We start from the raw sequence: 21,638 nt of genomic DNA, 5'->3' as shown, positions 1-21,638 counted from the left end.
TGCGTCCTCATTTAGTCAAAAAACTGCGGCCGATCAGCTGGCGGTGGACCTGGTTGGTGCCTTCCCAGATCTGCGTGATCTTGGCGTCGCGCATGAGCCGCTCGACACGAAAATCGCTGCAATAGCCATAGCCGCCGAACAGCTGCACAACATCGGTGGTGATGCGCATGGCGATATCCGATGCGCGCATCTTCAGCATCGAGGCCTCGATGCCAAAATCGGTGCCGCCGCCGTCGATCACTTTTGCCATGCGCCACAACCAGCCCTCGCACATCGCCAGGTCGGTCGCCATGTCGGCCAGCATGAACTGGATGCCCTGGAATTCGACGATCTTGCGGCCGGACTGCTTGCGTTCGTTGATGTAGGCGATCCCATCCTCGAACGCCGCGCGCGCGATGCCCAGCGCATGCGCCGCAACGCTCGGACGCGACTTGTTCAGGGATGCAAACAGGATGCGCAAGCCGTCCCCCGGATTGCACAGCAGATTCGCGCGCGGCACGCGGCAGTTGTCGAACGAAATGGTGGCCGTGCTCGATGCGCGATGACCCATCTTGTCTTCCTTGCGCACCACCGACAGGCCGGGCGTTCCCTTTTCCAGCACCAGCGCCGTGATGGCGTTCTTGGGGTCGTCGATCTCGCTCCATTTGCCGAACAGCAGATAAAGGTCCGCGACATCGCCGCTGGTAATGAAGGTCTTGCCGCCATTGATGATGATGTCGTCGCCATCGGGCGTGAAGCGGGTGCGCATGCCGGTCGCATCGGATCCGGCGTTCGGCTCCGTGATCGCGAGCGACACCAGTCCGCCTTCGGCCACGCGCGGCAGGAAGCGGCTCTTCTGCTCATGGGTGCCAAAGTCGATCACCGGCTTGATCGCATGGAAATTGGTGGCCCAGATGATTCCCGTCGAGGCGCAGGCCTTGGTGATCTCGCGCACGCATTCCAGGTAGACGGTATAGGACAAGGCGGCGCCGCCGTATTCCTCGGGAATGAACATCGCGTTCAAGCCCAGGTTGTTGATCGCTTTGATATTCTCCCAGGGGAACTCGCCAGTCTTGTCATGGTGTTCAGCCCGCTTCGCGATTTCACCGCGCGCGAGCACGCGCACGCTGTCGACCAGGAGCTTCTCGTCGTCGGATAATTCAATGGCCGCATCCAGCCGTTCAAAAATGTTCAAATGCTTGCCTCTTCAATCAGGAGTCGGGACCTTGGTTCAGTGCGCGATTGCATGCGCGCCGTCGATGTAAATCGTTTCGCCGGTCAGGAATGGGGAATCGATCGTGAACAGTGCAGCCACCAGCTTGGCGACGTCTTCCGCCGTCCCGGGTTTGCGACCGGGGATACGTTTTTCCAGGAATTCCTTCAACGGACCTTCCATGCTTTCCTTGTTCAGGTCGGTCGAGATGTATCCCGGCGCAATATCCATCACGCGAATGCCCTTGCTGGCCCATTCCACGCCCAGACAGCGCGTGATGGCGCCCACGGCGGCTTTCGACGCGCAGTAGGCAAGATTGCGTTTGACGCCCATCTTGTCGAAGAATGATCCGATGTTGACGATCAGGCCGCCGCCCGCCGCTAGCAGGTGCGGATAGGCGTTCTGGCAGCCGAGGAATACCGAGGTTGCGTTGGTCGCGAAAACGGTTTCGTAGTCCTCCAGCGAGAAGCGGTCGCTCGGCCCTTCCAGGTGCACGCCGGCATTGTTGACCACTCCGACGACCGGTTTGCCCAGCGCAGCGGCTTGGGCAAACGCGGCGCGCATGCTTTCGGGCTTGGTCACATCGCAGGCAATGGCGACGCAGCGGGCGAGCGCCTCGCGGTCTGCACTGCATGCTGGTGGCAGTTCGGCGCGGCGCGTCAGGCAGGCAATGGTGAAACCCTGCCGGGCCAGATGGATGGCGATCGACGCGCCGATGCCGCGGCTTGCGCCGGTTACGATGATGGTGCCTTTTGTCGTCATGTTGTTACCGGTCCTGAAAGCTGGGTTTGCGTTTTTCCAGGAAGGCCGTCATGCCTTCGGCGGCGTCCGCCGTCTGGTACGCAAGGGTCGAGAGGTCCGCCTCGATCTTGAGGCCTTCGGCAAGCGAGGTCTGCAGGGAACGATGGACGGCAGCGCGGGCATGGCGCAGCGATGCCAGGCTGTGGCAGGTGAATTCGCGCGCGAAGCGCATGCCCGCGTCGACCGGATCGCCTTCTACCAGGCGATTGACCAAGCCCATTTGCAGCGCTTCGTCGGCGCGCACCGTGCGGCCGGTCAGGATCATTTCCATCGCACGGGCTTCGCCGACCAGTCGCGACAATCGCTGGGTGCCGCCATAGCCGGGAATCAGTCCCAGCTTGATCTCCGGCAGGCCCACCTTGGCATTTTCCGAGGCAAGACGGAAGGTGCACGACAACGCAAGCTCCAGACCGCCACCGAACGCGAAGCCGTTGATGATCGCAACCGATGGTATCGGCAGCGACTGCAGTGACGAGAACACGCCCTGGCCCAGTTCAATGCCGCGTTTGTGCGCTTCGGCAGGCTGGTTCATCAGTTCGGTGATGTCCGCCCCGGCGCAGAACGCTTTCGGACCGGCGCCCGTGACCAGCAGCGCGCGCGCATCCGAGCGGGCAACTTCATCGAGGCGCGCCCCGATCTCGCGAATCAGCGAAAAGCTCAGCGCGTTCAGCGCTTCCGGGCGATCGATTGTCAGGACTGCGAATTCTTCCTTGAAGGAAAGCGTGATGGGCATGTTTATTTGACCTCTGTTGAAGATGCTTGGGCGGGCGCTTTCCAGCGCACCGGCGCGGGGGCGATGCGGCCCAGCCTGACCCACTCGACCAGCTCGCGCTTGAGGATCTTGCCGCTGGGCGTGAGCGGAAACTGTTCGAGCACGATGAAGTATTCCGGCATGTCGAATTTCGACAAGCCTGATTCGTTCAGATGCGCGAGCAATGCATACGCTTCGGGTGCGCCAGCCTCATTGGCGATCACCGCCAGGCACACCCTTTCCCCCAGGCGATCATCGGCGACGGGGAAGGCAGCCGCCTTCAGTATCGCCGGATGGGTGAGGGCATGGTTTTCGATCGTGGCCGGATGGATGTTGTGGCCGCCCCGGATGATCAGGTCCTTCTTGCGGCCCATGATCTGCAAGCAGCCATTGGCATCCAGCACGCCGAGATCGCCGCTCAGGAACCAGCCGTGTGCGTTGAACGAGGTTTCCGTGGCCCGCTGGTTGTCGAAGTAGCCGAGCATCAGGCAGCCGCCCCGGCCGGCGATTTCGCCCACTTCGCCGGGCGCCGCCTCGATGTCGGGATTTTCGGCATTCCAGATACGGACGTCGTATGCATCGCAGGCGCGGCCGCAGGTCTGGACAATTGTCTTCTCGTCGTCTTCCGGCAGTGTGTACTGGTGCGATCCGTTTTCCGTCATGCCATAGACGTTCTGCGGCAGGATGCCGCGCGAAATGAAGGCTTGCGCCGTTTCGGTGGGGATGGGTGCGCCGGCCATGTAGAACACCTTGACCTTGCCTAGCTGTTCCATGCCGCGCTGGTTCATCTCGGCCAGGATGTCCATTGCGTGCGTCGGCACGCCCATCACGTAGGTCGCCCCGGTTTCCAGGATCCAGTCGATTGGCCGCATGCCCGCCGGCGGGTCGTTGAGCACCAGCTCGAAGCCAGCGGCCAGCATTTGCTCCAGGGCCACCGTGCCGATGTGGTGGCTGATGGGGCTCAAGGTGAGCAGGACGGTGCCCTCGTCGTGGCGCCAGTCCCTGACCATTGCGCGGCCGTTGGCCAACAGCGTGTTATCGCTGTGCATGACGGCCTTGGGCGTGCCAGTGGTGCCGGAGGTGAATGCCAGATAGACCACCTTGTCCGGATTGTTGTCGGCCGCGGATGCGGTCCGCTTTCCGTTCGGCTGCGGGAATGTGGCGGGCTCGCTGGCCTGCGTGTTGTGCGGGGCAAGCCAGCACACCCGGCGCAGTGTTCCGACCGCGCCGATCTGCGCGGCGACGCCCGGCCGATTCGCATCGGCGCCGTATCCGCTCTGGCCGAAAAACGCCTCGCACTGGATTCGCTCGAGCAACTGGACGATCTCCGCAACCGTGTAGTTCTGGTGCAAGGAGGGATTGCAGATATATCCGTTGCGCGAGCAGGCCAGGAACACCAGCAGCGCCTCGACCCGGTTGGGCAGCCAAATGGAAACGCGCGAACCCTTGCGCAAACCTGCCTGTTCGAGGTCGGCTGCGACCGCGTCGGTCCGTTCGAGCAATTGGGCCCAGCTCAGCCGCTGGACGCTGTCGCGCATGGCGAAAGCATCCGGCTGATTCCTGGCGTGACGCTGCAGGAGCGAGTAGAAGGTGTCATCCTGCCACACGCCGGCGGCGTAATACGAACGTGCTTGTTGCGGGTCCTGCAGGGTAAGAATGGTGTTCATACCTTCGATCCGATTCGCGCGTTCAGTGGCCGAACTTCGATGCGTCCGGAGTGCGCTTCTCGGCGAAAGATTTCGCCAGTTCCTTGGACTCGTCCGTATCGAGATTGAGACGCAACAGCAGATCGTGCGACATGCGGGACATTCCGCCGACACCGCCGTGGCGGACACCGAATGCAGCCTTGATCGAGGCCAGCGCGAACGCGCCGCGATTGGCGAGTTCGAGCGCCATCTCGCGGGTTGCTGCCTGGAGCTGATCATCCGGCACGACCTTGTTGATCAGGCCCATTGCGAGCGCATCGGCGGCAGTCATTTTCGGATTCAACATCCAGATTTCCTTGGCCTTCTTCTTTCCGACCAGGTCTTCCAGGTACCAGGTTCCGTAGCCGGCGTCGAAGCTCCCCATCATGGGACCGACCTGGCGGAAAATTGCGCTCTCCTTGGCAATCGTCAGGTCGCACACGACGTGCAGCACATGACCGCCACCCACCGAGAATCCGTTGACCGACGCAATCACCGGCTTCTGCAGGCGATCGATGCTTTCGTACATGTCCAGAACAGGCAGTACCCCTGCATAGAGGTTGGTGTCCTCCATGTCGGTCTTCTCGCCGCCGATGCAAAAGAACTTGTCCCCGGCTCCCGTGATGACGATTACTCGTGTGCGCGTTTCGCGGCGAATGTCATTGATGCAGTCGCGGATTTCGTGGCACATGGTGGCATTGAACATGTTCCCGTTGGCCGGGCGATTCAATGTGATGGTCCCGATCGGGCCGTCTTCTTCGTAGATGATTGTTTCGAATTGTCGTGTCATGGATGTGTCTCCGGATAGTTGAAATGGTAAGGGCAGGGGCCTGGTCAGAGCAGGCCGGAATTATCGAGTTCCCGGACTCGCTCATCGCCCCAGCAAAGCCATGATGAGAATACCGCATGATTGTCTTGTCCCAGGCGCGGAGGAGCTTTGCGGTAGACCCGGTTGTTACGGTTGAACTGGATGCCCAAGCCGACCTGGGGGACGGCGGTGCCGTTGCGCTGCGCGGAAAACAGGAGGCCGCGTTCCCGCAGTGTGGGGTCGTCGGCGACTTCATCCAGGCGATTGATCGGCCCCGCCGGGATGCGCGCCTTCGCGAACAGCGTCAGCCAGTGGTTTCTTGGGTGCTGCAGCAGGGTGGCCTGGATTTCGCGCACGATTTCCTCGCGCACCGCGCGGCGTCCGACATTATCCGCGAAGCGGGGATCCGAACCCATGTCCGGCCGGCCGATGGTTTCGCAAAAGCGCTGCCAGATATTGTCGTTGCCAAGGCCCAGGGTAAGCGGGTTGTCCGCGGTATTGAAGGTCTGGTAGATCGCAATCACGCTGTCCTTCCCGCCGGAACGGCGCGGCAGTTCTCCCGAACCAAGGTAGGGGACGATGCGCGGCGCCATGAAGCGGGTCATGCTTTCCACCATCGAGACGTCGATTTCGTGTCCTTCTCCGGTCTGGTTGCGCCGGATCAGCGCTGCCATCGTGGCGAGCGCCGCGTCAGTTCCCGCCAGCATGTCCGCCGCAGGCGTGCCGATCTTCTGGGGATCACTGGCAATCTCGCCAGTAAGATCCATGACGCCGCTGTAGCCCTCGGCGATCAGGTCATAACACGGCTGGTTGCTGTTTGCGCCGGTCAGGCCAAAGCCGCTGATGGAGACATGGACAAGCTTCGGATTGATCGCCTTCACGGTCTGGTAATCGATGCCGAGCTTTTCCTGGCTGCGCGCTACCTGATTCACGACGACGACATCCGCTACGGCGATCAATGCATGCAGCACCTCCAGTCCTGCCGGATTCGAGTAGTCGAGCGTGATGCTTTCCTTGTTGCGGTTGACGCTCAGGAACCAGAGCGACTCGCCGTCGAGGAATGGCGGGCCCCACGACCTGGCGTCGTCGCCGCGGCCCGGCCGTTCGACCTTGACCACCGAGGCACCGAGGTCCGCAAGCAATAGCGTCGCATAGGGGCCGGCGACAGATGTGGTGAGATCAAGGACGCGTATGCCGTCGAGCAGCTTGAGTGGTTCTCCAGGTTCCGGTGGGGGCAATTTGTCAGCAGGTAGCATGGATTAAAGGTGGCTGGTCTGTGGGGCTAGACTGTCGTTGAGCAACATCTGTGCCCGTCTTTGGAACCATGAATTATTCCTTGCGCCGCATCTGGTGCTGAACGGGTCCTGCGCCCGGCGCGCCCTTCAATTACTCCGAAAAAATGCAGCATGACTGCGTCTGCAAGTTGATGATTTTTTCTGCGAGCGGGAACTCATCACCGGGCAAAAGTGTATTTGCCGGAGGCAGTCAATTTAGTCATCCTGTTTTTGAATCAGACACAATCTGGAGTGACGCATATTGGCACTTGGCATCCTGCCTGTCGATCCAGAGTGAGTGATCCTCAGTGCTACCGGACTTCCATGCGACCCGTACACGATGCCGCTCGAGCGGCGACTCGGATCTGCTGAGGGTTTTCGGACATGGCGTGACGTCGATGCCGGGGTTTTTAATTTTGACTTCGGGTTCCGGGCGGCCCTTTCCTGGCTTGATTCGTGCTGAGCGATGCATGGACTGTTTCCCGGATTCGTCGAGCACCATCACGGCCTTGCACATTCTGGCCAATCTTCCGCTGGAACTGTCTGTTGATGATCGGCGGCATGCCGCCGATCTTGGGTACTTTGCGTCCGGGATTGTCATGCGATTGGGGCCGGGCATTGTGTGCGACGGCGAATGAACGGTCGGACAAAAGTGTATTTTTGCGAGACAATCAAAAAAATTATCCTGTTTTCAGAATAAACAAAATATGAAGCGAGACATAACGGCATTCGGCATCCTGCTTGCCGATCCCAAGGGAGCGATCCTCAGCGCCACCGGGTTTGCGTGCGACCCATCCATCCAGAAGAGACTGCTTCAGGAATTGTCAAAGAAGCGCCAACAGGGAATGGTTGCGCTCGAGGGAGAGTTGCGTCTGATCGCGAGCTACCGTTGCGCCGAGGACGTCACGGTGTTTTTTATCCAGCCGGCGACCGCCGATCCGACCTTTTTCGATTTTGTCGCCAGCGTCGACTTCGCGCACGCGATCTTCAACTACTTCCTGACCAGTCCGTACGAGTCCATGGTCGTCGTGGACGCGCAGGCACGGGTCAAGTACATTCCGCCCGTTCATGAAGAGTTTTTCGGTATCAAGCGCGGCGCAGCGAGAGGGAAGCACGTCACTGAGGTAATCGAGAATACGAATCTGCAGGAAGTCGTCCGCTCAGGCAAAGCGGAGATTGGCAAGTTGCAGGAAATGGGCGGCGTGACCAGGGTGGTGGCGCGCATACCAATCGTGGAAAACGGAAAGACGCTGGGCGCCATTGGTCGGGTCATGTTCAAAGGCCCGGACACCGTGCACGAACTCAGCGCCGAAGTCACCAAGCTGCGCTCGGAAGTCGAGTTCTACCGCAATGAGCTGTCCGGCATCAAGCGCCGTTCCTATGGCCTGGAAAAAATGGTAGGGAACAGCGAGGCCATCCGCCAGTTGAAAGCGGACATCATCAAGGTGGCGCCACTCCATGTGCCGGTGCTGATCGTCGGTGAAAGCGGCACAGGCAAGGAACTGGCCGCGCATGCGATGCACGCGCTGAGTCCGCGCAACGAGAACACCATGGTTTTTGTAAATGCGGCGGCGCTTCCCAGCGGTTTGGTCGAAAGCGAATTGTTTGGCTACGAAGCCGGCGCGTTCACTGGCGCCGAAAGAAAAGGGCGCAAAGGCAAGTTCGAACTCGCGGATCACAGCTCGCTGTTTTTCGATGAGATCGGCGACATGCCACCGGAAATCCAGGTCAAGCTGCTGCGCGTCTTGCAGGACGGGATGTTCGAAAGGGTGGGCGGCGACCGCCAGCGTCATTCCGATTTTCGCCTGATCTGCGCCAGCAACCGCGATTTCCAGGGAATGATCAGCTCGGGCGATTTCCGTCTCGACCTGTATTACCGTATCAGCGGTGTCACCATCCGCATGCCTAGCCTGCGCGAGCGGTTGGAAGATATCCCCGATCTCGTGAAAAGCTTCCTGGTCGCCTTCGCCGAACGACAGCGCACCAGTGTCAAGCGGGTAGACAGCCGCGTATGCGACTACCTGCGCGAACTCCCGTGGCCGGGCAACGTCAGGCAGTTGTTGCACGAGGTGGAGAAAGCGGCGATTTTCTGTGATGGACCGGAAATCACCATCAGCAATTTCCGTGCTTTGACGAGCCAGTCCATTCAGGCGCAGCCGGCCCAGTCGAATGAGCAGCAGCTACCGCCTGTCACGATCCCCACGCCGACGCCGACCGGGAAAATTCAGGACGCCATCGACGTGATGGAACGAGCCATGATCCGCGATGCGATGCTGCGGCACCGCGGCAACAAGAAAAAGGTGGCCGAGGACCTGGGCATTTCCCGGGCTTACCTGTACAAGAAGCTGCCGCAAGAATGACTGGGCGCTGACAACCGCCTGGTCGGCCGATCAGGCGGCCCTTTCGCAAATGAGCTGGTAGCGAAGCCATGAGCCGATCAATAATCCGGAGGCGGCACCGTCGCCGCTCAGGATGCGCGAATGCAGCACGAGCGCCAGTTGCGCAAGGTCGTAGCTCTCGATGAACAGGATCCAGTGGGCTCCATTGTCTTTTGCCCCGCGCAAATCGATTTCCTCGCAGGGCTGGTCGGTGATTGCGGCATCGGCTTCCCACAGTGCGATACGCACCACGCAGTCTGATTGCAAAAGGAAAGGCGCCAGGCTTTCCGTGATGTATTGGCGCGCCTCGGTTTCCATGCCATGGATTGGTTTGCATTGCACCACGATCGCGGCGCCGCCCATGCCTTCGCCGGCCGACCAACTCTCCTGGCAGGCCGCACGCAATATGTTTCGGAAACACGGCATGATCTGGTTTGTCCATGCCGTCGGATTTGCAAGTCGCTCGCGGTAGGCGGGCGAGGCCAGTACCTGAACCGAGTCGCAGTCATACACCGTCATGTAAGCCGGCTGTCCATCGACTGCCTTGTAGCGTCGGGCTCTCTTGAAGCCGTCGATCGCCAGCCGTTCGGGAAGATGCTGTTCCAGATACCAGCGATTGAACTCAAGCTCGACGTTCTCGAGGATGTCATTGAGGACCAGGAGCACGCCAGGGGCATTGCCGCTTTCGGTTTCAATTGGCGTCGTGCTGGGCATTTCGTTTCTCATGGCGGGTAGTGCATGGACGATGAAAATCGGCCCACCCTCATGGCTGCCGCCTCTGCGCGGGCCGCTGAGAACCACCTGGCCAAGGCATGGGGTAGCGGGCAGGCACCGATTCGGCAGCCGCTCGGGGGCAATCAAGCTGGCCGGTCATGAAATATGAATCCGGCCAGATGCTCGCGGCATCGGGGTGCGTTCACTCTGCACCCGATGCCGACACTTCACTTCAAATGACAGGTGTTCTCGCTCAGTGGCTGGAACGCTTGCTCGCCGGGAATCACACGATTGATTTTGATGATGTCCCATTCGCCCTTCGATTCCGACGGTTTCTTGGCTTCGGCCAGGTACATGTCATGCACCATGCGGCCGTTCGAGCGGATCTTTCCGCCCTTGGCAAAGAAGTCGTTGATCTCGGTCGCCTTCATCTTCTTCATTACCACGTCGGCGTTGTCGGTGCCGGTCGCCTGGATCGACTTCAGATAGTGCATTGTCGCGGAGTAGACGCCGGCCTGGATCATGGTCGGCATGTACTTGGTCTCGGCATAAAAGCGCTTGGCCCAGGCACGGGTCTCGTCGTTGTAGTCCCAGTAGAAACCGGTGGTGAACATGAGGCCCTGCGCCGCCTGCAGCCCCAGTCCTTTGATGTCAGCATCGAACACCAGCAAGGTAGCCAGTTTTTGCGGACCCTTGGTCAGTCCGAACTCGGCCGCCTGACGCACCGAGTTCTGCATGTCCTTGCCCGCGTTGGCCAGGCCGACGACCTTGGCTTTCGAAGCCTGCGCCTGCACCAGATAGGAAGAGAAGTCGGAATCGGAAAGCGGATGGCGGATCGCGCCCGTCACCTTGCCGCCCAACTCTTTCACGACCTTGACGGTATCCCGTTCAAGCGAGTGACCAAACGCATAGTCCGCGGTAATGAAGAACCAACTGTCGCCGCCTTCCTGCGTGATCGCGCGACCGGTGCCGGTAGCCAGCGCGTACGTGTCATACACGTAGTGGATGCCGTAAGGCGAGCATTCCTTGTTGGTCAGCGCAGTCGTTGCGGAACCGGCGAAGATCATCACGCGTTTTTTGTCCGCGCCCAGTTTTTGCATCGCGATCGCGGCGGCTGAATCGGTCGATTCGATGATCATGTCGACCTTGTCGCGGTCGATCCACTCGCGTGCTTTGGACATGGCGACGTCGACCTTGTTCTGATAGTCGGCATTGACCATCTGGATCGGCTTGCCGTTGACCTTGCCGCCAAAATCCTTGATTGCCATTTCGACGGCTTTTACCGCGCCCGGGCCACCGTTGGTCGAATAGACACCGGTCTTGTCGACGATGACCCCGATCTTGACGATATCGTCAGATATCTGGGCAAGTGCGCATCCGGGAAGAATGGATGCGGCGACGACCGCGGCGCGTAAGGTTTGCTTCATTTATGTCCCCTCGTTATTGGTTGTGATATCCAGAGTGCTGTACGCAAGCCCGGTGCCCCTGACCTGCATCTCTACGAAACATCCCATCGGCACTGTGATCCACATCAGGGGCCGATGGCGCCGCATATCCATTGCAAATTCCATTCCATATGTGGGAAAGGCGGAATCCGCACTTCCGCCGGCATTCTGTCCTCGGGGAATACACCTCAGGCAAGGGCTTGTGTCTGCCATGGAAACACAAGGTGTCTTTCTTGCGCGACTCGCGTGCGCTGGATGCAAGCGCCTGATTGCCACCATCATCCGCCTGCCGGGCCACGCCTTGCTCTGGCGCGTACCAGCACCGTGGACGTGAGCGCCTGTATCGGCACGGCCGTCGCGGTCATGGAGCCGATCAATCGTTTTCGGGACGAGGCTTACGCAGGGAATCCTGGCAAGGTCGATGAAATGCTCGCCATGCGCGGAATTTCCACCTCTTTCTTCCATCCATGCCTAAGCCAAGTTTGTCCTTTGGCTGACCTCAAGATTCGACGAGGCGAGCCGAATCGGCACCTTCACTGAACGCTGCCAGGGTGGGATGATGGGCTCAGGTCTTGCTTGTCCCGTACCGAACGCTTGTGCAGTAAAAGTCAAGACCAGACCCCACCCGACTCCTGTCGCACTTCAACCCGCTCATGGCCAGCTTTGAGATGATCGATCAGCGATTCAACAATCGATAGAGGAGAAACGAAATGCCTTCTGGAAAGATCCTGGTCGCCCAAGGCGGCGGCCCGACCGCGGTGATTAACCAATCGCTGGCAGGCGTTGCACTGGAAGCGCGTCGCTTTCGGAATGTTGAGCGGGTCTACGGTGCGCTTCATGGCGTACGAGGCATTGTGAACGAAGAGTTTGTCGACCTGACCCAGGAAACCAGCCACAACCTGGAACTGGTGGCGAACACGCCTTCTTCCGCATTGGGCTCCACGCGCGACAAGCCGGATCTCAAGTATTGCCAGGAAATTTTTCAGGTTCTGCGCGCGCATGAGATCGAGCACTTCTTCTACATTGGCGGCAACGACTCGTCGGATACGGTGCGCATTGTCAGCCTCGAAGCGCAAAAGGCAGGCTATCCGCTACGGTGCATCCACATCCCGAAAACGATCGATAACGATCTGGTCGGTAACGATCACACGCCCGGATTTCCGTCCGCCGCACGCTTTGTGGCGCAGGCTTTTGCCGGCGCCAACCTGGATAACGCATCCTTGCCCGGGGTTTATGTGGGCGTTGTCATGGGCCGCCACGCCGGCTTCCTGACCGCGGCCTCGGCCTTGGGCAAGAAGTTTCCTGAAGACGGACCGCATCTGATCTATCTGCCGGAACGCACCTTCGTGCTCGAAAAATTCCTGGCTGACGTCAAGGCAACGTATGAACGTTACGGGCGTTGCGTCATTGCGGTTTCCGAGGGTATCCACGACACCTCGGGCGTCCCGGTTGCCACTCTGCTCGCGAAGAACCTGGAGCACGACGCGCACGGCAATGTGCAGCTCTCCGGCACGGGCGCTCTGGCGGATTTATTGTGCGAAGAGATCAAGTCCAAGTTGAACATCAGGCGCGTTCGGGGCGATACCTTCGGATATTTGCAGCGTTCATTTATCGGCTGCGTCTCCGATGTGGACCAACGCGAAGCGCGCGAGGTCGGCGAAAAAGCCGTTCAGTTTGCAATGTGGGGCAACCGTGACGGATCGGTGGCAATCAAGCGCACCGGTTTTTACTCGGTCGACTATGAATTGCTGGCACTGGACGAGGTGGCCGGCAAGACGCGGGTAATGGAAGATGAGTTCATTGCGGCAAGCGGCACCGATATCACGGATGCATTCCGCATGTACCTGCGCCCGCTGCTGGGTTCAGGTATGCCGGATGCGTTCCGGTTGCGGCACAATCCGGTTGTGAAAATGCGGAATGCGCCGCGCTGATGAGCCTGGAACAAGGGGGTGTATGACTTCGATGGATGAGTTTGTAAGAAAGCAGAAGGCTGGAGCACGCTTCGTCATTACTGCCCGGATGCTTCAGTTGGCGCCCGAGGATTTCGACGCGCTGGCAAGGATCTGGCTTGACGATGGCGGACCAGGCTTCAATATCGTTGGCGTCCCGCACAGGGTCGTGGTGGATGGAGAGTTCGTCATTAGCCGTGTTACCGCGATCCGGACCACAGCACCGTTATAGCTCGAAAATATGGGGTCAGGTCTTGACCTGTGCCCTACCGAACGTTTGTGCAGTAAAAGTCAAGACCTGACCCCGGATCACTACCGAACGTTTGTGCAGTAAAAGTCAATACCTGACCCCGGATCACTCCTTCGCTTGCAGCGGCGGCGGCAGCGGGTCGCCGGCGTGGCGCCGGCGAAACAGTGCGGCGCGGGCGAGCACGATGGTGGTCACTGGGGCGGTGATGGACAGCACGATGATGATCAGCCAACCATGCAGCGACAGCGCACCGGTGTGCGTGGAAAAGTGCACGATGGAAGCGAGCGTCACGATCCAGGCCGCCAGCGTTGATGCGAGTGAGGGGGCATGCATGCGGGCGAAAAAGTCCGGCAGCAGCCAAAGGCCCAGTCCGGCCGTGAGCACGATCGCGCCGCTTCCTAGCAGCAGCACCGAAACGATGATCTCGCTGGCGGGAATCATTCGATGGCCTCCCCGCGGAGCAGGAACTTGGCCAGTGCCACTGATCCGACAAAGCCGAACAGGACCATCAGCAGCGCGCCTTCGAAGTACATGCTGCTGTCGTAACGGATGGCCATCACCAGCATGACCAGCATGCCGACGATATACAGGAAGTCCAGCGCCAGCACGCGGTCCTGCGCAGTCGGGCCGCGCATCAGCCGCATCACTCCCAGACCCATGGCCAGCGCGTACAGCACCAGCGTTATCGTGATTGCCCAGGATAACAATGGACTCATTCGAAGATCTCCTTCAGCGGCAGTTCGTACCGCTCCTTGAAGTGTTGGATGAAAGTGGCTTCGTCGTCGAGGTCAAAAACATGCATCAGTACGACGCTGCGGTCGACAGCGAGTTCTGACCAGACGGTGCCTGGAATGACGGCTGCGATCATCGCCAGCGCGGCAAGCGCATGCTCGTCGCGCAGGTCGAGCGGTATTGCCACGAAGCTGCCGCGTGGCGGATCGCTGCGTACGCGCCAGATGCCCCAGCCGACCTGCAGCGCGGACCGCACCACGTCGGCGCCAACCGTGAGGATCAGGCGCGCCAGTACCAGCGGATGGCGTATTGGCCCGCCTGCCGGACGCAGGGGTGCGGTCAGCAGGGGGATGGCAATGGCGAAGATGGCGCCCAGCAGAATGTGGCCCGGGCTGATGGTCTGGTTCAGCATCAGCCACATGACCAGCAGGCCGGCCGATAGAAAGGGGGAGGGCAGCCAGCGTTTCATGGTTTGCCTTCCGTGGCTTGGGCTTTCGATATGCTTTGCCACGGCTTGGCCGTCATCACGGCGTCGATGTAGCGGCTAGGCTGGTGCAGGGACTCGGCGGTGGCGCGCATGTATGCCAGCGCCGGCTCGGCCCGCACCGCAAGCAATACGCAGGCAGCCAGCAGCAGCCCGATCGGCAGGGTTTCGACGACGCGCAGCCGCAGCGCGGTCAGGGGCTGCGATGTCCAGAAATGTCGCATCCCCACCCTGACCAGCGCGATGGCTGCGAACAGGCCAGACACGATGAGCAATCCGAAAAATGCCCAGGCGGCAGCGGTATGCACGTCAAGCAGGGCGGACAGCATGGCCAGCTTGCCGACGAAGCCGGAAAGCGGCGGAAGTCCGGTGACTACCAGCGCGCAGACTGTGAACGTCACGCCCAGGAAAGCCAGCGCCGCAGGAATTGCCCGGCCGATGAGCGTCTCTTCATTCTCGTCCAGGTTGGCGTCCGGGTTGACGTCGAGCCGCGGCTCGGTATCCGCGAAAAATGGCAAGGCCGGCCGGCCGTCGTCGACACGGTGCGGTGTGTCTTCGACCTGGCGTGCCCGATCCAGCAGCTCGACCAGCAGGAATAGGGCGCATCCGGCCAGGGTCGAACTGGCAAGGTAGAACAAGGCGCCGCCGCTGAGCGCCGGCTGGTCGAAGCCGATTGCCGCGATCAGCGTACCGGCAGAAGCAATGATGCTGTAGCTTGCCAGGCGGCCGACCTGCTGCGCCGCCAGCATGCCGAGCGAGCCGAAGGCCAGTGTCGCCAGCCCTCCCGCCACAAGGAACTGGCTGCCAAACAGCGCCGACTCGCCGGCGCTGGCCGGGAAGCAGAGGGTCCACAGGCGCAATATTGCGTAGACCCCTACCTTGGTCAGGATGACGAACAGTGCTGCGACCGGCGCGCTTGCTGCCGAGTAGGCCGGCGGCAGCCAGAAATTCAGGGGCCACAGCGCCGCCTTGGCCAGGAACGCAACGGCGAGGATGGCTGCGCCGGCGTGCAGCAGGCCGCGGTCGCTGTCGGGCACCTGGGGCAACTTTTGTGCAATGTCCGCCATGTTCAGCGTGCCGGTCACGCCATACAGCACCGCTACGCCGATCAGGAACAGCAGCGAAGCAATCAGGTTGATGGCAATGTAGTGCAGGCCGGCACGAACACGGGCGCTGCCGCCGCCGTGCATCAGCAGCCCGTAGCTGGCGGCCAATAGCACTTCGAAGAACACGAACAGGTTGAACAGGTCGGCCGTCAGGAAGGCGCCGTACAGTCCCATCAACTGCAACTGGAACAGGACATGGAAGTGCACGCCGGCCTGATGCCAGCGTGCAGTGGCATAGAGCAGCGCCGCCATGCCAACGCATCCGGTCAGCACGATCATCAGGGCCGACAAGCGATCCACCACCAGCACGATACCGAACGGCACCGGCCAGTTGCCGGGCAGGTAGATGCCGAAGGCGCCGGCGGCATCCTGGCCATCCACCCACATCAGCAGCGTGATTGCCAACGCCAGCCCGGCCAGCGTGGAGACCAGGTTGATCAGTGTCTTGACCGGCCGTCGTCCTTCGCCCAGGATCAGCATCAGCGCGGCTGTGGCCAGCGGCAACAGCACCGGGGCGACAATCAGGTGCTGCATCGGCAGTGTCGAGAGCATGGTCGCCGTCACGGCTGTTCCTCCTGCCCGTCCACATGGTCGCCGCCGCTCAGGCCGCGCAGCGCCAGCAGCACGACCAGGAACAGTGCCGTGGTGGCAAAACCGATCACGATGGCCGTCAGCACCAGCGACTGCGGCAGCGGGTCGGTGTAGTTGGCGAGATTTGCGGCCATGCCCGGCTTGACGATCGGCTCCTTGTCGATGGACAGGCTGCCGACGCTGAAAATGAACAGGTTCACGGCGTAGGACAGCAGCGATAGTCCGATCAGGACCTGGAAGGTGCGGGGCCGCAGTACCAGCCACACGCCGGCGCCGGTCATGACACCAATGGCGAGAGAGATCACGAGTTCCATCAGGTGCTTCCCCTGACTCGTTCCGGAACCGCGTGCGAACGCGGGGCGCGCAGCGATTGGTGCGCCATCGCGGTCAATAACAACAGCGTCGATCCGACTACCACCGCGAATACGCCGAGGTCGAAAAAGGCGGCGCTCGGTATATGGATTTCGCCCAGTCCGGGCACGGAGAAGTGTGCGGTATGGGTAGTCAGGAACGGGAAGCCGGACATCAGCGAACCCAGGCCGGTAGCCAGCGCCACCATCAGGCCGAAGGCAATCCAACGTGGCGGCCGCAGGTTCATGTGCGCCTCGACCCAGCGCGTGCCGCTGACCATGTATTGGGCCAGGAAGGCGATCGACACGACCAGTCCGGCGACGAATCCACCACCTGGTTCGTTGTGCCCGCGCAGGAAAAGGTGGAGCGCGAACAGGCAGGCCATCGGCAGTAGCAGCCGTGTCAGCACTGCCGGCACCACCAGATAGCCGGGGACTGCGCCTGCCGACCAGATGGGCTGGACCAGGTCCTGGCCTCCATGGTCAGCGCCGGCCAGCTGCTGCTCGGGAATGGCAATCGTCTCGCGTGGCGGACGGAAGCGCCGCAACAGCGCGTAGATCGTCAGTCCGACGATGCCCAGTACGGTAATTTCGCCGAGCGTGTCGAAAGCCCGGAAGTCAACCAGCATGACGTTGACGACATTGGTGCCGCCGCCAGCCGGCAGCGCCTGCTCGATGAAAAATGGCGAGATGCTCAAGGGCGCCTGGCGCGTGAGCAATGCGTAAGACAATGCCGCCAGGCCGGTCCCGATCAGTAGCGCCAGCACCAGGTCGCGCCGCCGGCGCCAACTCGAACGGCCGCTGCTGCGCGGGTCATCCTGCACAACCCGCTTTGGCATCCAGCGCAGGCCAAGCAGGAACAGGACGGTGGTCACGACTTCAACCGCGAGCTGGGTGAGGGCCAGGTCCGGCGCCGAGAACCAGGCGAAGGTGATGCACAGGGACAGGCCCACCACGCTGAGCATCGCCAGTGCCGCCAGGCGGTGGAACTTTGCCTGCCAGGCAGCCCCGATGGCGCAGGCCCCGGCAAGGACCCACAGCAACACGAACTCGGGCGTGGCGGGCACGCGGGCGCGGTCGCCCCAGGTCATGGGCACGATCAGTGCCGACATCAGGGCTACCCCGCTGGCGATGATCAGCATCCATAAAAGCTGTGCTTGCAGGTGCCGCGTACCTGCCACCCGCAGCAGCCGCCGTGCCAGCATGGTCAGCGCGCTCAAGGAGCGCTCGAACAATCGCTTGCCGCTGACGGGCATCAACGGCGCAGCCCTGCCAAGGCGCTGCCTGAAGCGGGAGGCGAACGCCAGGTAGGCGGCAGTCCCGCCGACCGTGGCGATCAGGCTCATCACCAGCGGCGTGTTGAATCCATGCCAGACGGCGAGGCTGTACCCGGGTAGCGTGCCGCCCGTCACCGGTAGTGCGGCGGTGGCCAGCACCGGTCCGACTGCCCAGGCCGGAAACATGCCGACCACGATGCAGGCCAGCACCAGCAGCTCTACAGGCACACGCATCCAGTGCACCGGCTCGTGCGGCTCGCGCGGCAGCGGGCGTGAGCGCGGACCGAAGAACACGCCATGACCGAAACGCAGCGAATAGACCACTGCAAAGACACTGGCCAGCGTGGCTGCCACCGGCAGGCCGATCTCCACCCATGGATGGGAGGAAACGAACACGGTCTCGGCGAAGAACATTTCCTTGGACAGGAAGCCGTTCAGCAAAGGCACACCTGCCATCGCGGCGCAGGCCACGATGGCCAGCGTGCCCGTGATCGGCATGCAGCGGTACAGGCCGTCCAGCCGACGCATGTCACGCGTGCCGGTCTCGTGATCAATGATGCCCACCGACATGAAAAGCGAGGCCTTGAACAGCGCGTGGTTCATCATGTGGAACACTGCCGCCACTGCTGCCAGCGGGCTGTTCAGGCCCAGCAGCAGCGTGATCAGCCCCAGATGGCTGATGGTCGAGTAGGCCAGCAGTCCCTTGAGGTCGTTCTGGAACATGGCCGAATAGGCGCCCACCAGCAGCGTGGCGAGTCCGGCGCCGCCGACTGCCCAGAACCACAGGTCGGTGCCCGACAGTACCGGCCACAGCCTGGCGAGCAGGAAAACGCCGGCCTTGACCATCGTCGCCGAATGCAGGTAGGCCGACACCGGAGTCGGCGCGGCCATCGCGTGCGGCAGCCAGAAATGGAAGGGGAACTGGGCGCTCTTGGTCAGCGCGCCCAGCAGGACCAGGCCCAGCATCAGTGGGTACAGTTCATGGCGCCGGATCAGGTCGCCTGCAGCCAGCACGGCGGTGAGCTCGTAGCTTCCAACGATGTGGCCCAGCACCAGCACTCCTGCCAGCAGGGCAAGCCCGCCCGCGGCGGTGACGGTGAACGCCATGCGTGCGCCGCGCCGTGCATCCTTGCGGTGGTACCAGTAGCCGATCAGGAGAAATGAAAAAACGCTGGTCAGTTCCCAGAACACCACCAGCTGGATCAGGTTGCCTGACACCGCCACACCCAACATGGCACCCATGAAGCCCAGCAACAGCGAATAGAAGCGTGCTGCCGGATCTTCCGGGGACAGGTAATAGCGCGCGTAGATGACCACCAGCAGGCCCATGCCGGTGACCAGCATCGCGAACATCCAGGCGAAGCCATCAATGCGCACGGCGATATCGATGCCCATGCTCGGCAGCCATGCCAGCGTCTCGGTGACGACCCCGCCATTGGCCACCTCCGGATAGAGCAGCGCCAAGGGCACGGCGACAGCGAGTGCAACGACCCCCGCCCACAGCGACACAAGGTTGCGGGCACTGGTCGGCAGTAGCGCGGCAATTGCGCTACCGATGAACGGGACAATCAGCAGGGCAATGAGCGAAATCGGTAACGACATCGGCAGCGATATCGGCAACGACAACGGGTAATTCATATCGTGTGTCCCTTGGATCGAGCTGCAATCGCGCCTGCACGTTAACCGGAGGCAGGGCATGCCCTTGCTCCGTATTGGAGCGGGCTGGTGACATCAGGGGCACGGCGCTCTTGTTGAAGGGCCGATAATACCTTGTACAGGATGATGGAGCCATGTCGACGACGGCGGAAATCGGAGCATCTGCCGGGCCAGGCCAGTACAATCGCAACATCCATGAAGTGTTTGGCGGCGACGCCGGTGAATTCAGGGGGAGGCCCGGCTTGTCCTTGCTCAATATCTGGCAAAAACAGGCTTCGGGTCCGAAAATCATTCCTGGCGGCGGCCGCTCCGGCATGCTGTCGGATCAAGCATCGAACCGTACCTGACCGTACTTAACCGCACCTATTTCCCAGGTTTTCCCAATCCGATGAAGTTCGCCTCACTTGGCCTGATAGACCCGCTACTGCGCGCTCTCGATACGCTCGACTACAAGACCCCCACGCCGGTACAGGCGCAGGCGATTCCCGCCGTGCTGGCCGGGCGCGACCTGATGGCGGCCGCGCAAACCGGTACCGGAAAAACAGCGGGCTTCGCCCTGCCGCTGCTGCAACGGCTGGCGGCCCAGACGGCGCCGGTCGCCAGCAATGCAGTACGCGTACTGGTGCTGGTGCCAACCCGCGAACTGGCCGTGCAGGTGCATGAATCTTTTGTTCAATACGGCAAGAACCTGAGTTTGCGCACGGCGGTTGCATACGGCGGGGTCAGCATCAACCCGCAGATGATGGCGCTGCGAAAAGGCCTTGACGTGCTGGTCGCCACACCCGGCCGCTTGCTCGACCTGTATAGCCAGAATGCGGTCAAGTTCAATCAGGTGCAGACGCTGGTGCTGGACGAGGCTGACCGCATGCTCGACCTGGGCTTCTCGCGCGAGCTCGATGCGGTATTGGCCGAGCTGCCAAGGCGGGTGCAAACGCTGCTGTTTTCCGCGACCTTCTCCGAAGCGATCCGCACCCTGGCCGGCAAACTTCTGCTTGACCCGCTGGTCATTGAAGTCAATCGGCGCAATGCCGCGGCCAAGAGCGTCAGGCAGTGGGTGATTCCGGTTGACAAGAAATGCAAGGACGAGCTGTTCCTTCATTTGTTGAAGAAGAAGCGCTGGGGCCAGGTGCTGGTGTTCGTGAAAACCCGCAAGGGCGTCGATCAGCTGGTCGCGACCTTGCTTGCGCAGGGCATCAGCGCCGACTCCATCCATGGCGACAAGCCGCAACCCGCTCGTTTGCGCGCACTGGAACGTTTCAAGGCTGCCGAAGTGAAGTTGTTGGTGGCTACGGACGTTGCCGCACGCGGACTGGACATCGACGATTTGCCCGTGGTGGTCAACTTTGACTTGCCCATCGTTGCCGAAGACTACATCCACCGCATCGGCCGCACCGGCCGTGCCGGCGCCACCGGCGAAGCGGTCTCGCTGGTATGCGCCGACGAGGTGCAGCTGCTGGCGGCGATCGAAACCCTGACCGGGAAAATCTTGCCGAGAGTCGAGGAGATCGGGTTCCTGCCGGACCACCGCGTACCCCTGACCGATGCCGGCGGCCAGGTGATCAAGAAGCCGAAGAAACCCAAGAAAGCCAAGGCTTTTACTACTGTCCCGAATCGGGAAGCAAAGAATGCTCCAAAACGAAATGACGCAAAACGAAATGACGCAAAACGAAATGACGCAAAACGAAGCCGACGACCAAAGTGAAATTGACACTGCCGCAAGCATCCAGGAGCCCAGGCTCTGGCGTGAGGTCGGCTGGACCGCGCGTGTCATCAAGAACGAAGACGACGAAGGTTGGGCGGTCGAGATGATCAAGGACGGCGAGGCCGAGCCTGCGCTGGTCGGCCCCTGGACCATGGGGCGGGACAAGAAGAATCCCAAGCCGCTGGACGGAGCGGCCTTCCGGACCCTGGTAAAAACGGCGTCGGAAGTCTTGCGGCGGCATGAGCAGCAGTTGCACGCGATACTGCACAAAAGCGTAAGAGTGACGGTAGATTCCGGTTCCGTCGAGGTGACGCTGGATATCGTCCCGGATGAGGACGACCCGTATGCACTGCTGGCTGCGCACGACGCCGCCGGTGAGCAGTTGGCCCAGGTGCGCGTGGCGCCGACGTTCAAATTGAGTGCGGCAAGCGCCGAGGCGTGGATCGAGGGCGGGTTTCGGAAGATATCCTAGCCGGTTCGGAATTTGGGGTCA

At 61.4% G+C, this 21,638-nt stretch carries 20 protein-coding genes; 6 read left to right on the top strand and 14 right to left on the bottom strand.

Annotation, left to right across the window (positions count from 1 at the left end):
- Window positions 1–7: 7 nt before the first annotated feature.
- Genes FVE66_RS15505 through FVE66_RS15480 form a run of 6 tightly spaced genes read right to left on the bottom strand, consistent with a single transcriptional unit; the run spans window position 8 to window position 6,475 of the window.
- A complete protein-coding gene (locus tag FVE66_RS15505; RefSeq protein ID WP_151448353.1) occupies window positions 8–1,174 on the bottom strand; it encodes an acyl-CoA dehydrogenase family protein in 1,167 nt (388 codons plus the stop codon).
- A 36-nt stretch (window positions 1,175–1,210) separates the two neighbouring features.
- Window positions 1,211–1,954, bottom strand: a complete 744-nt coding sequence (locus FVE66_RS15500; protein WP_151448352.1) for an SDR family NAD(P)-dependent oxidoreductase — start codon at window positions 1,952–1,954, stop codon at window positions 1,211–1,213.
- A gap of 4 nt (window positions 1,955–1,958) precedes the next feature.
- Window positions 1,959–2,726 (bottom strand): enoyl-CoA hydratase/isomerase family protein, encoded by a 768-nt coding sequence (locus FVE66_RS15495; protein WP_151448351.1) that lies wholly within the window; start codon window positions 2,724–2,726, stop codon window positions 1,959–1,961.
- A 2-nt stretch (window positions 2,727–2,728) separates the two neighbouring features.
- Entirely contained in the window at window positions 2,729–4,411 is a 1,683-nt protein-coding gene (locus tag FVE66_RS15490) for a class I adenylate-forming enzyme family protein (protein ID WP_151448350.1), read from the bottom strand.
- Window positions 4,412–4,433: 22 nt separating this feature from the next.
- Window positions 4,434–5,219: an enoyl-CoA hydratase-related protein gene (locus tag FVE66_RS15485; protein ID WP_151448349.1), complete on the bottom strand. Its 786-nt coding sequence runs from the start codon at window positions 5,217–5,219 to the stop codon at window positions 4,434–4,436.
- A gap of 44 nt (window positions 5,220–5,263) precedes the next feature.
- Entirely contained in the window at window positions 5,264–6,475 is a 1,212-nt protein-coding gene (locus FVE66_RS15480; protein WP_241673243.1) for a CaiB/BaiF CoA transferase family protein, read from the bottom strand.
- A gap of 743 nt (window positions 6,476–7,218) precedes the next feature.
- Between FVE66_RS15480 and FVE66_RS15475 the strand changes: the two genes are divergently transcribed.
- Window positions 7,219–8,871, top strand: a complete 1,653-nt coding sequence (locus tag FVE66_RS15475) for a sigma-54 interaction domain-containing protein (RefSeq protein WP_151448347.1) — start codon at window positions 7,219–7,221, stop codon at window positions 8,869–8,871.
- A gap of 30 nt (window positions 8,872–8,901) precedes the next feature.
- Here the strand turns inward: FVE66_RS15475 and FVE66_RS15470 are convergent, their stop codons facing one another.
- Both FVE66_RS15470 and FVE66_RS15465 read right to left on the bottom strand, forming a co-directional pair.
- A complete protein-coding gene (locus FVE66_RS15470; RefSeq protein ID WP_151448346.1) occupies window positions 8,902–9,603 on the bottom strand; it encodes a DUF4286 family protein in 702 nt (233 codons plus the stop codon).
- A gap of 227 nt (window positions 9,604–9,830) precedes the next feature.
- Entirely contained in the window at window positions 9,831–11,030 is a 1,200-nt protein-coding gene (locus FVE66_RS15465; protein ID WP_151448345.1) for an ABC transporter substrate-binding protein, read from the bottom strand.
- Window positions 11,031–11,758: 728 nt separating this feature from the next.
- Between FVE66_RS15465 and FVE66_RS15460 the strand changes: the two genes are divergently transcribed.
- Window positions 11,759–12,979, top strand: a complete 1,221-nt coding sequence (locus FVE66_RS15460; protein ID WP_151448344.1) for a 6-phosphofructokinase — start codon at window positions 11,759–11,761, stop codon at window positions 12,977–12,979.
- A 22-nt stretch (window positions 12,980–13,001) separates the two neighbouring features.
- A complete protein-coding gene (locus FVE66_RS15455) occupies window positions 13,002–13,229 on the top strand; it encodes a hypothetical protein (protein ID WP_151448343.1) in 228 nt (75 codons plus the stop codon).
- A 123-nt stretch (window positions 13,230–13,352) separates the two neighbouring features.
- Here FVE66_RS15455 and mnhG read toward each other — a convergent pair whose 3' ends face one another.
- Genes mnhG through FVE66_RS15425 form a run of 6 tightly spaced genes read right to left on the bottom strand, consistent with a single transcriptional unit; the run spans window position 13,353 to window position 19,377 of the window.
- A complete protein-coding gene (mnhG, locus tag FVE66_RS15450) occupies window positions 13,353–13,688 on the bottom strand; it encodes a monovalent cation/H(+) antiporter subunit G (RefSeq protein WP_151448342.1) in 336 nt (111 codons plus the stop codon).
- Window positions 13,685–13,963 (bottom strand): K+/H+ antiporter subunit F, encoded by a 279-nt coding sequence (locus FVE66_RS15445; protein ID WP_151448341.1) that lies wholly within the window; start codon window positions 13,961–13,963, stop codon window positions 13,685–13,687. The genes mnhG and FVE66_RS15445 overlap by 4 nt, the downstream gene beginning before the upstream one ends.
- Window positions 13,960–14,448 carry a Na+/H+ antiporter subunit E gene (locus tag FVE66_RS15440; protein ID WP_151448340.1) on the bottom strand — a complete coding sequence of 163 codons (489 nt, stop codon included), beginning with the start codon at window positions 14,446–14,448 and terminating at the stop codon, window positions 13,960–13,962. Before FVE66_RS15440 ends, FVE66_RS15445 begins: the two co-directional genes overlap by 4 nt.
- Window positions 14,445–16,103, bottom strand: a complete 1,659-nt coding sequence (locus FVE66_RS15435; protein ID WP_151448530.1) for a monovalent cation/H+ antiporter subunit D — start codon at window positions 16,101–16,103, stop codon at window positions 14,445–14,447. Before FVE66_RS15435 ends, FVE66_RS15440 begins: the two co-directional genes overlap by 4 nt.
- 26 nt (window positions 16,104–16,129) lie before the next feature.
- A complete protein-coding gene (locus tag FVE66_RS15430; protein WP_151448339.1) occupies window positions 16,130–16,474 on the bottom strand; it encodes a Na+/H+ antiporter subunit C in 345 nt (114 codons plus the stop codon).
- Entirely contained in the window at window positions 16,474–19,377 is a 2,904-nt protein-coding gene (locus FVE66_RS15425; protein ID WP_151448529.1) for a monovalent cation/H+ antiporter subunit A, read from the bottom strand. The genes FVE66_RS15430 and FVE66_RS15425 overlap by 1 nt, the downstream gene beginning before the upstream one ends.
- A gap of 200 nt (window positions 19,378–19,577) precedes the next feature.
- Here FVE66_RS15425 and FVE66_RS15420 point away from each other — a divergent pair, with 200 nt between their 5' ends.
- The 3 genes from FVE66_RS15420 to FVE66_RS15410 are packed head-to-tail and all read left to right on the top strand — an operon-like array spanning window position 19,578 to window position 21,617.
- Window positions 19,578–19,790 carry a hypothetical protein gene (locus FVE66_RS15420; protein WP_151448338.1) on the top strand — a complete coding sequence of 71 codons (213 nt, stop codon included), beginning with the start codon at window positions 19,578–19,580 and terminating at the stop codon, window positions 19,788–19,790.
- Between the two features lie 41 nt (window positions 19,791–19,831).
- Entirely contained in the window at window positions 19,832–21,145 is a 1,314-nt protein-coding gene (locus FVE66_RS15415) for an RNA helicase RhlE1 (RefSeq protein WP_151448337.1), read from the top strand.
- Window positions 21,114–21,617: a hypothetical protein gene (locus FVE66_RS15410; RefSeq protein WP_194164401.1), complete on the top strand. Its 504-nt coding sequence runs from the start codon at window positions 21,114–21,116 to the stop codon at window positions 21,615–21,617. Before FVE66_RS15415 ends, FVE66_RS15410 begins: the two co-directional genes overlap by 32 nt.
- The last annotated feature ends 21 nt before the right edge of the window (window positions 21,618–21,638 follow it).

Source organism: Lacisediminimonas profundi (genome assembly GCF_008831265.1).
Lineage (GTDB): Bacteria > Pseudomonadota > Gammaproteobacteria > Burkholderiales > Burkholderiaceae_D > Lacisediminimonas > Lacisediminimonas profundi.
Note: the sequence above shows the minus strand (reverse complement) of the source record. Positions and strands in the feature narration are given on the sequence as shown.

Bases quoted from the DNA above. Each gene is read 5' to 3' on its own strand.
- FVE66_RS15410 (WP_194164401.1), top strand. From the start codon at position 21,114: ATGACGCAAAACGAAGCCGACGACCAAAGTGAAATTGACACTGCCGCA.
- FVE66_RS15500 (WP_151448352.1), bottom strand. From the start codon at position 1,954: ATGACGACAAAAGGCACCATCATCGTAACCGGCGCAAGCCGCGGCATC.
- FVE66_RS15460 (WP_151448344.1), top strand. From the start codon at position 11,759: ATGCCTTCTGGAAAGATCCTGGTCGCCCAAGGCGGCGGCCCGACCGCG.
- mnhG (WP_151448342.1), bottom strand. From the start codon at position 13,688: ATGATTCCCGCCAGCGAGATCATCGTTTCGGTGCTGCTGCTAGGAAGC.
- FVE66_RS15430 (WP_151448339.1), bottom strand. From the start codon at position 16,474: ATGGAACTCGTGATCTCTCTCGCCATTGGTGTCATGACCGGCGCCGGC.
- FVE66_RS15455 (WP_151448343.1), top strand. From the start codon at position 13,002: ATGACTTCGATGGATGAGTTTGTAAGAAAGCAGAAGGCTGGAGCACGC.
- FVE66_RS15495 (WP_151448351.1), bottom strand. From the start codon at position 2,726: ATGCCCATCACGCTTTCCTTCAAGGAAGAATTCGCAGTCCTGACAATC.
- FVE66_RS15470 (WP_151448346.1), bottom strand. From the start codon at position 9,603: ATGCCCAGCACGACGCCAATTGAAACCGAAAGCGGCAATGCCCCTGGC.
- FVE66_RS15415 (WP_151448337.1), top strand. From the start codon at position 19,832: ATGAAGTTCGCCTCACTTGGCCTGATAGACCCGCTACTGCGCGCTCTC.
- FVE66_RS15490 (WP_151448350.1), bottom strand. From the start codon at position 4,411: ATGAACACCATTCTTACCCTGCAGGACCCGCAACAAGCACGTTCGTAT.
- FVE66_RS15445 (WP_151448341.1), bottom strand. From the start codon at position 13,963: ATGAGTCCATTGTTATCCTGGGCAATCACGATAACGCTGGTGCTGTAC.
- FVE66_RS15475 (WP_151448347.1), top strand. From the start codon at position 7,219: ATGAAGCGAGACATAACGGCATTCGGCATCCTGCTTGCCGATCCCAAG.
- FVE66_RS15440 (WP_151448340.1), bottom strand. From the start codon at position 14,448: ATGAAACGCTGGCTGCCCTCCCCCTTTCTATCGGCCGGCCTGCTGGTC.
- FVE66_RS15465 (WP_151448345.1), bottom strand. From the start codon at position 11,030: ATGAAGCAAACCTTACGCGCCGCGGTCGTCGCCGCATCCATTCTTCCC.
- FVE66_RS15485 (WP_151448349.1), bottom strand. From the start codon at position 5,219: ATGACACGACAATTCGAAACAATCATCTACGAAGAAGACGGCCCGATC.
- FVE66_RS15420 (WP_151448338.1), top strand. From the start codon at position 19,578: ATGTCGACGACGGCGGAAATCGGAGCATCTGCCGGGCCAGGCCAGTAC.
- FVE66_RS15435 (WP_151448530.1), bottom strand. From the start codon at position 16,103: ATGCAGCACCTGATTGTCGCCCCGGTGCTGTTGCCGCTGGCCACAGCC.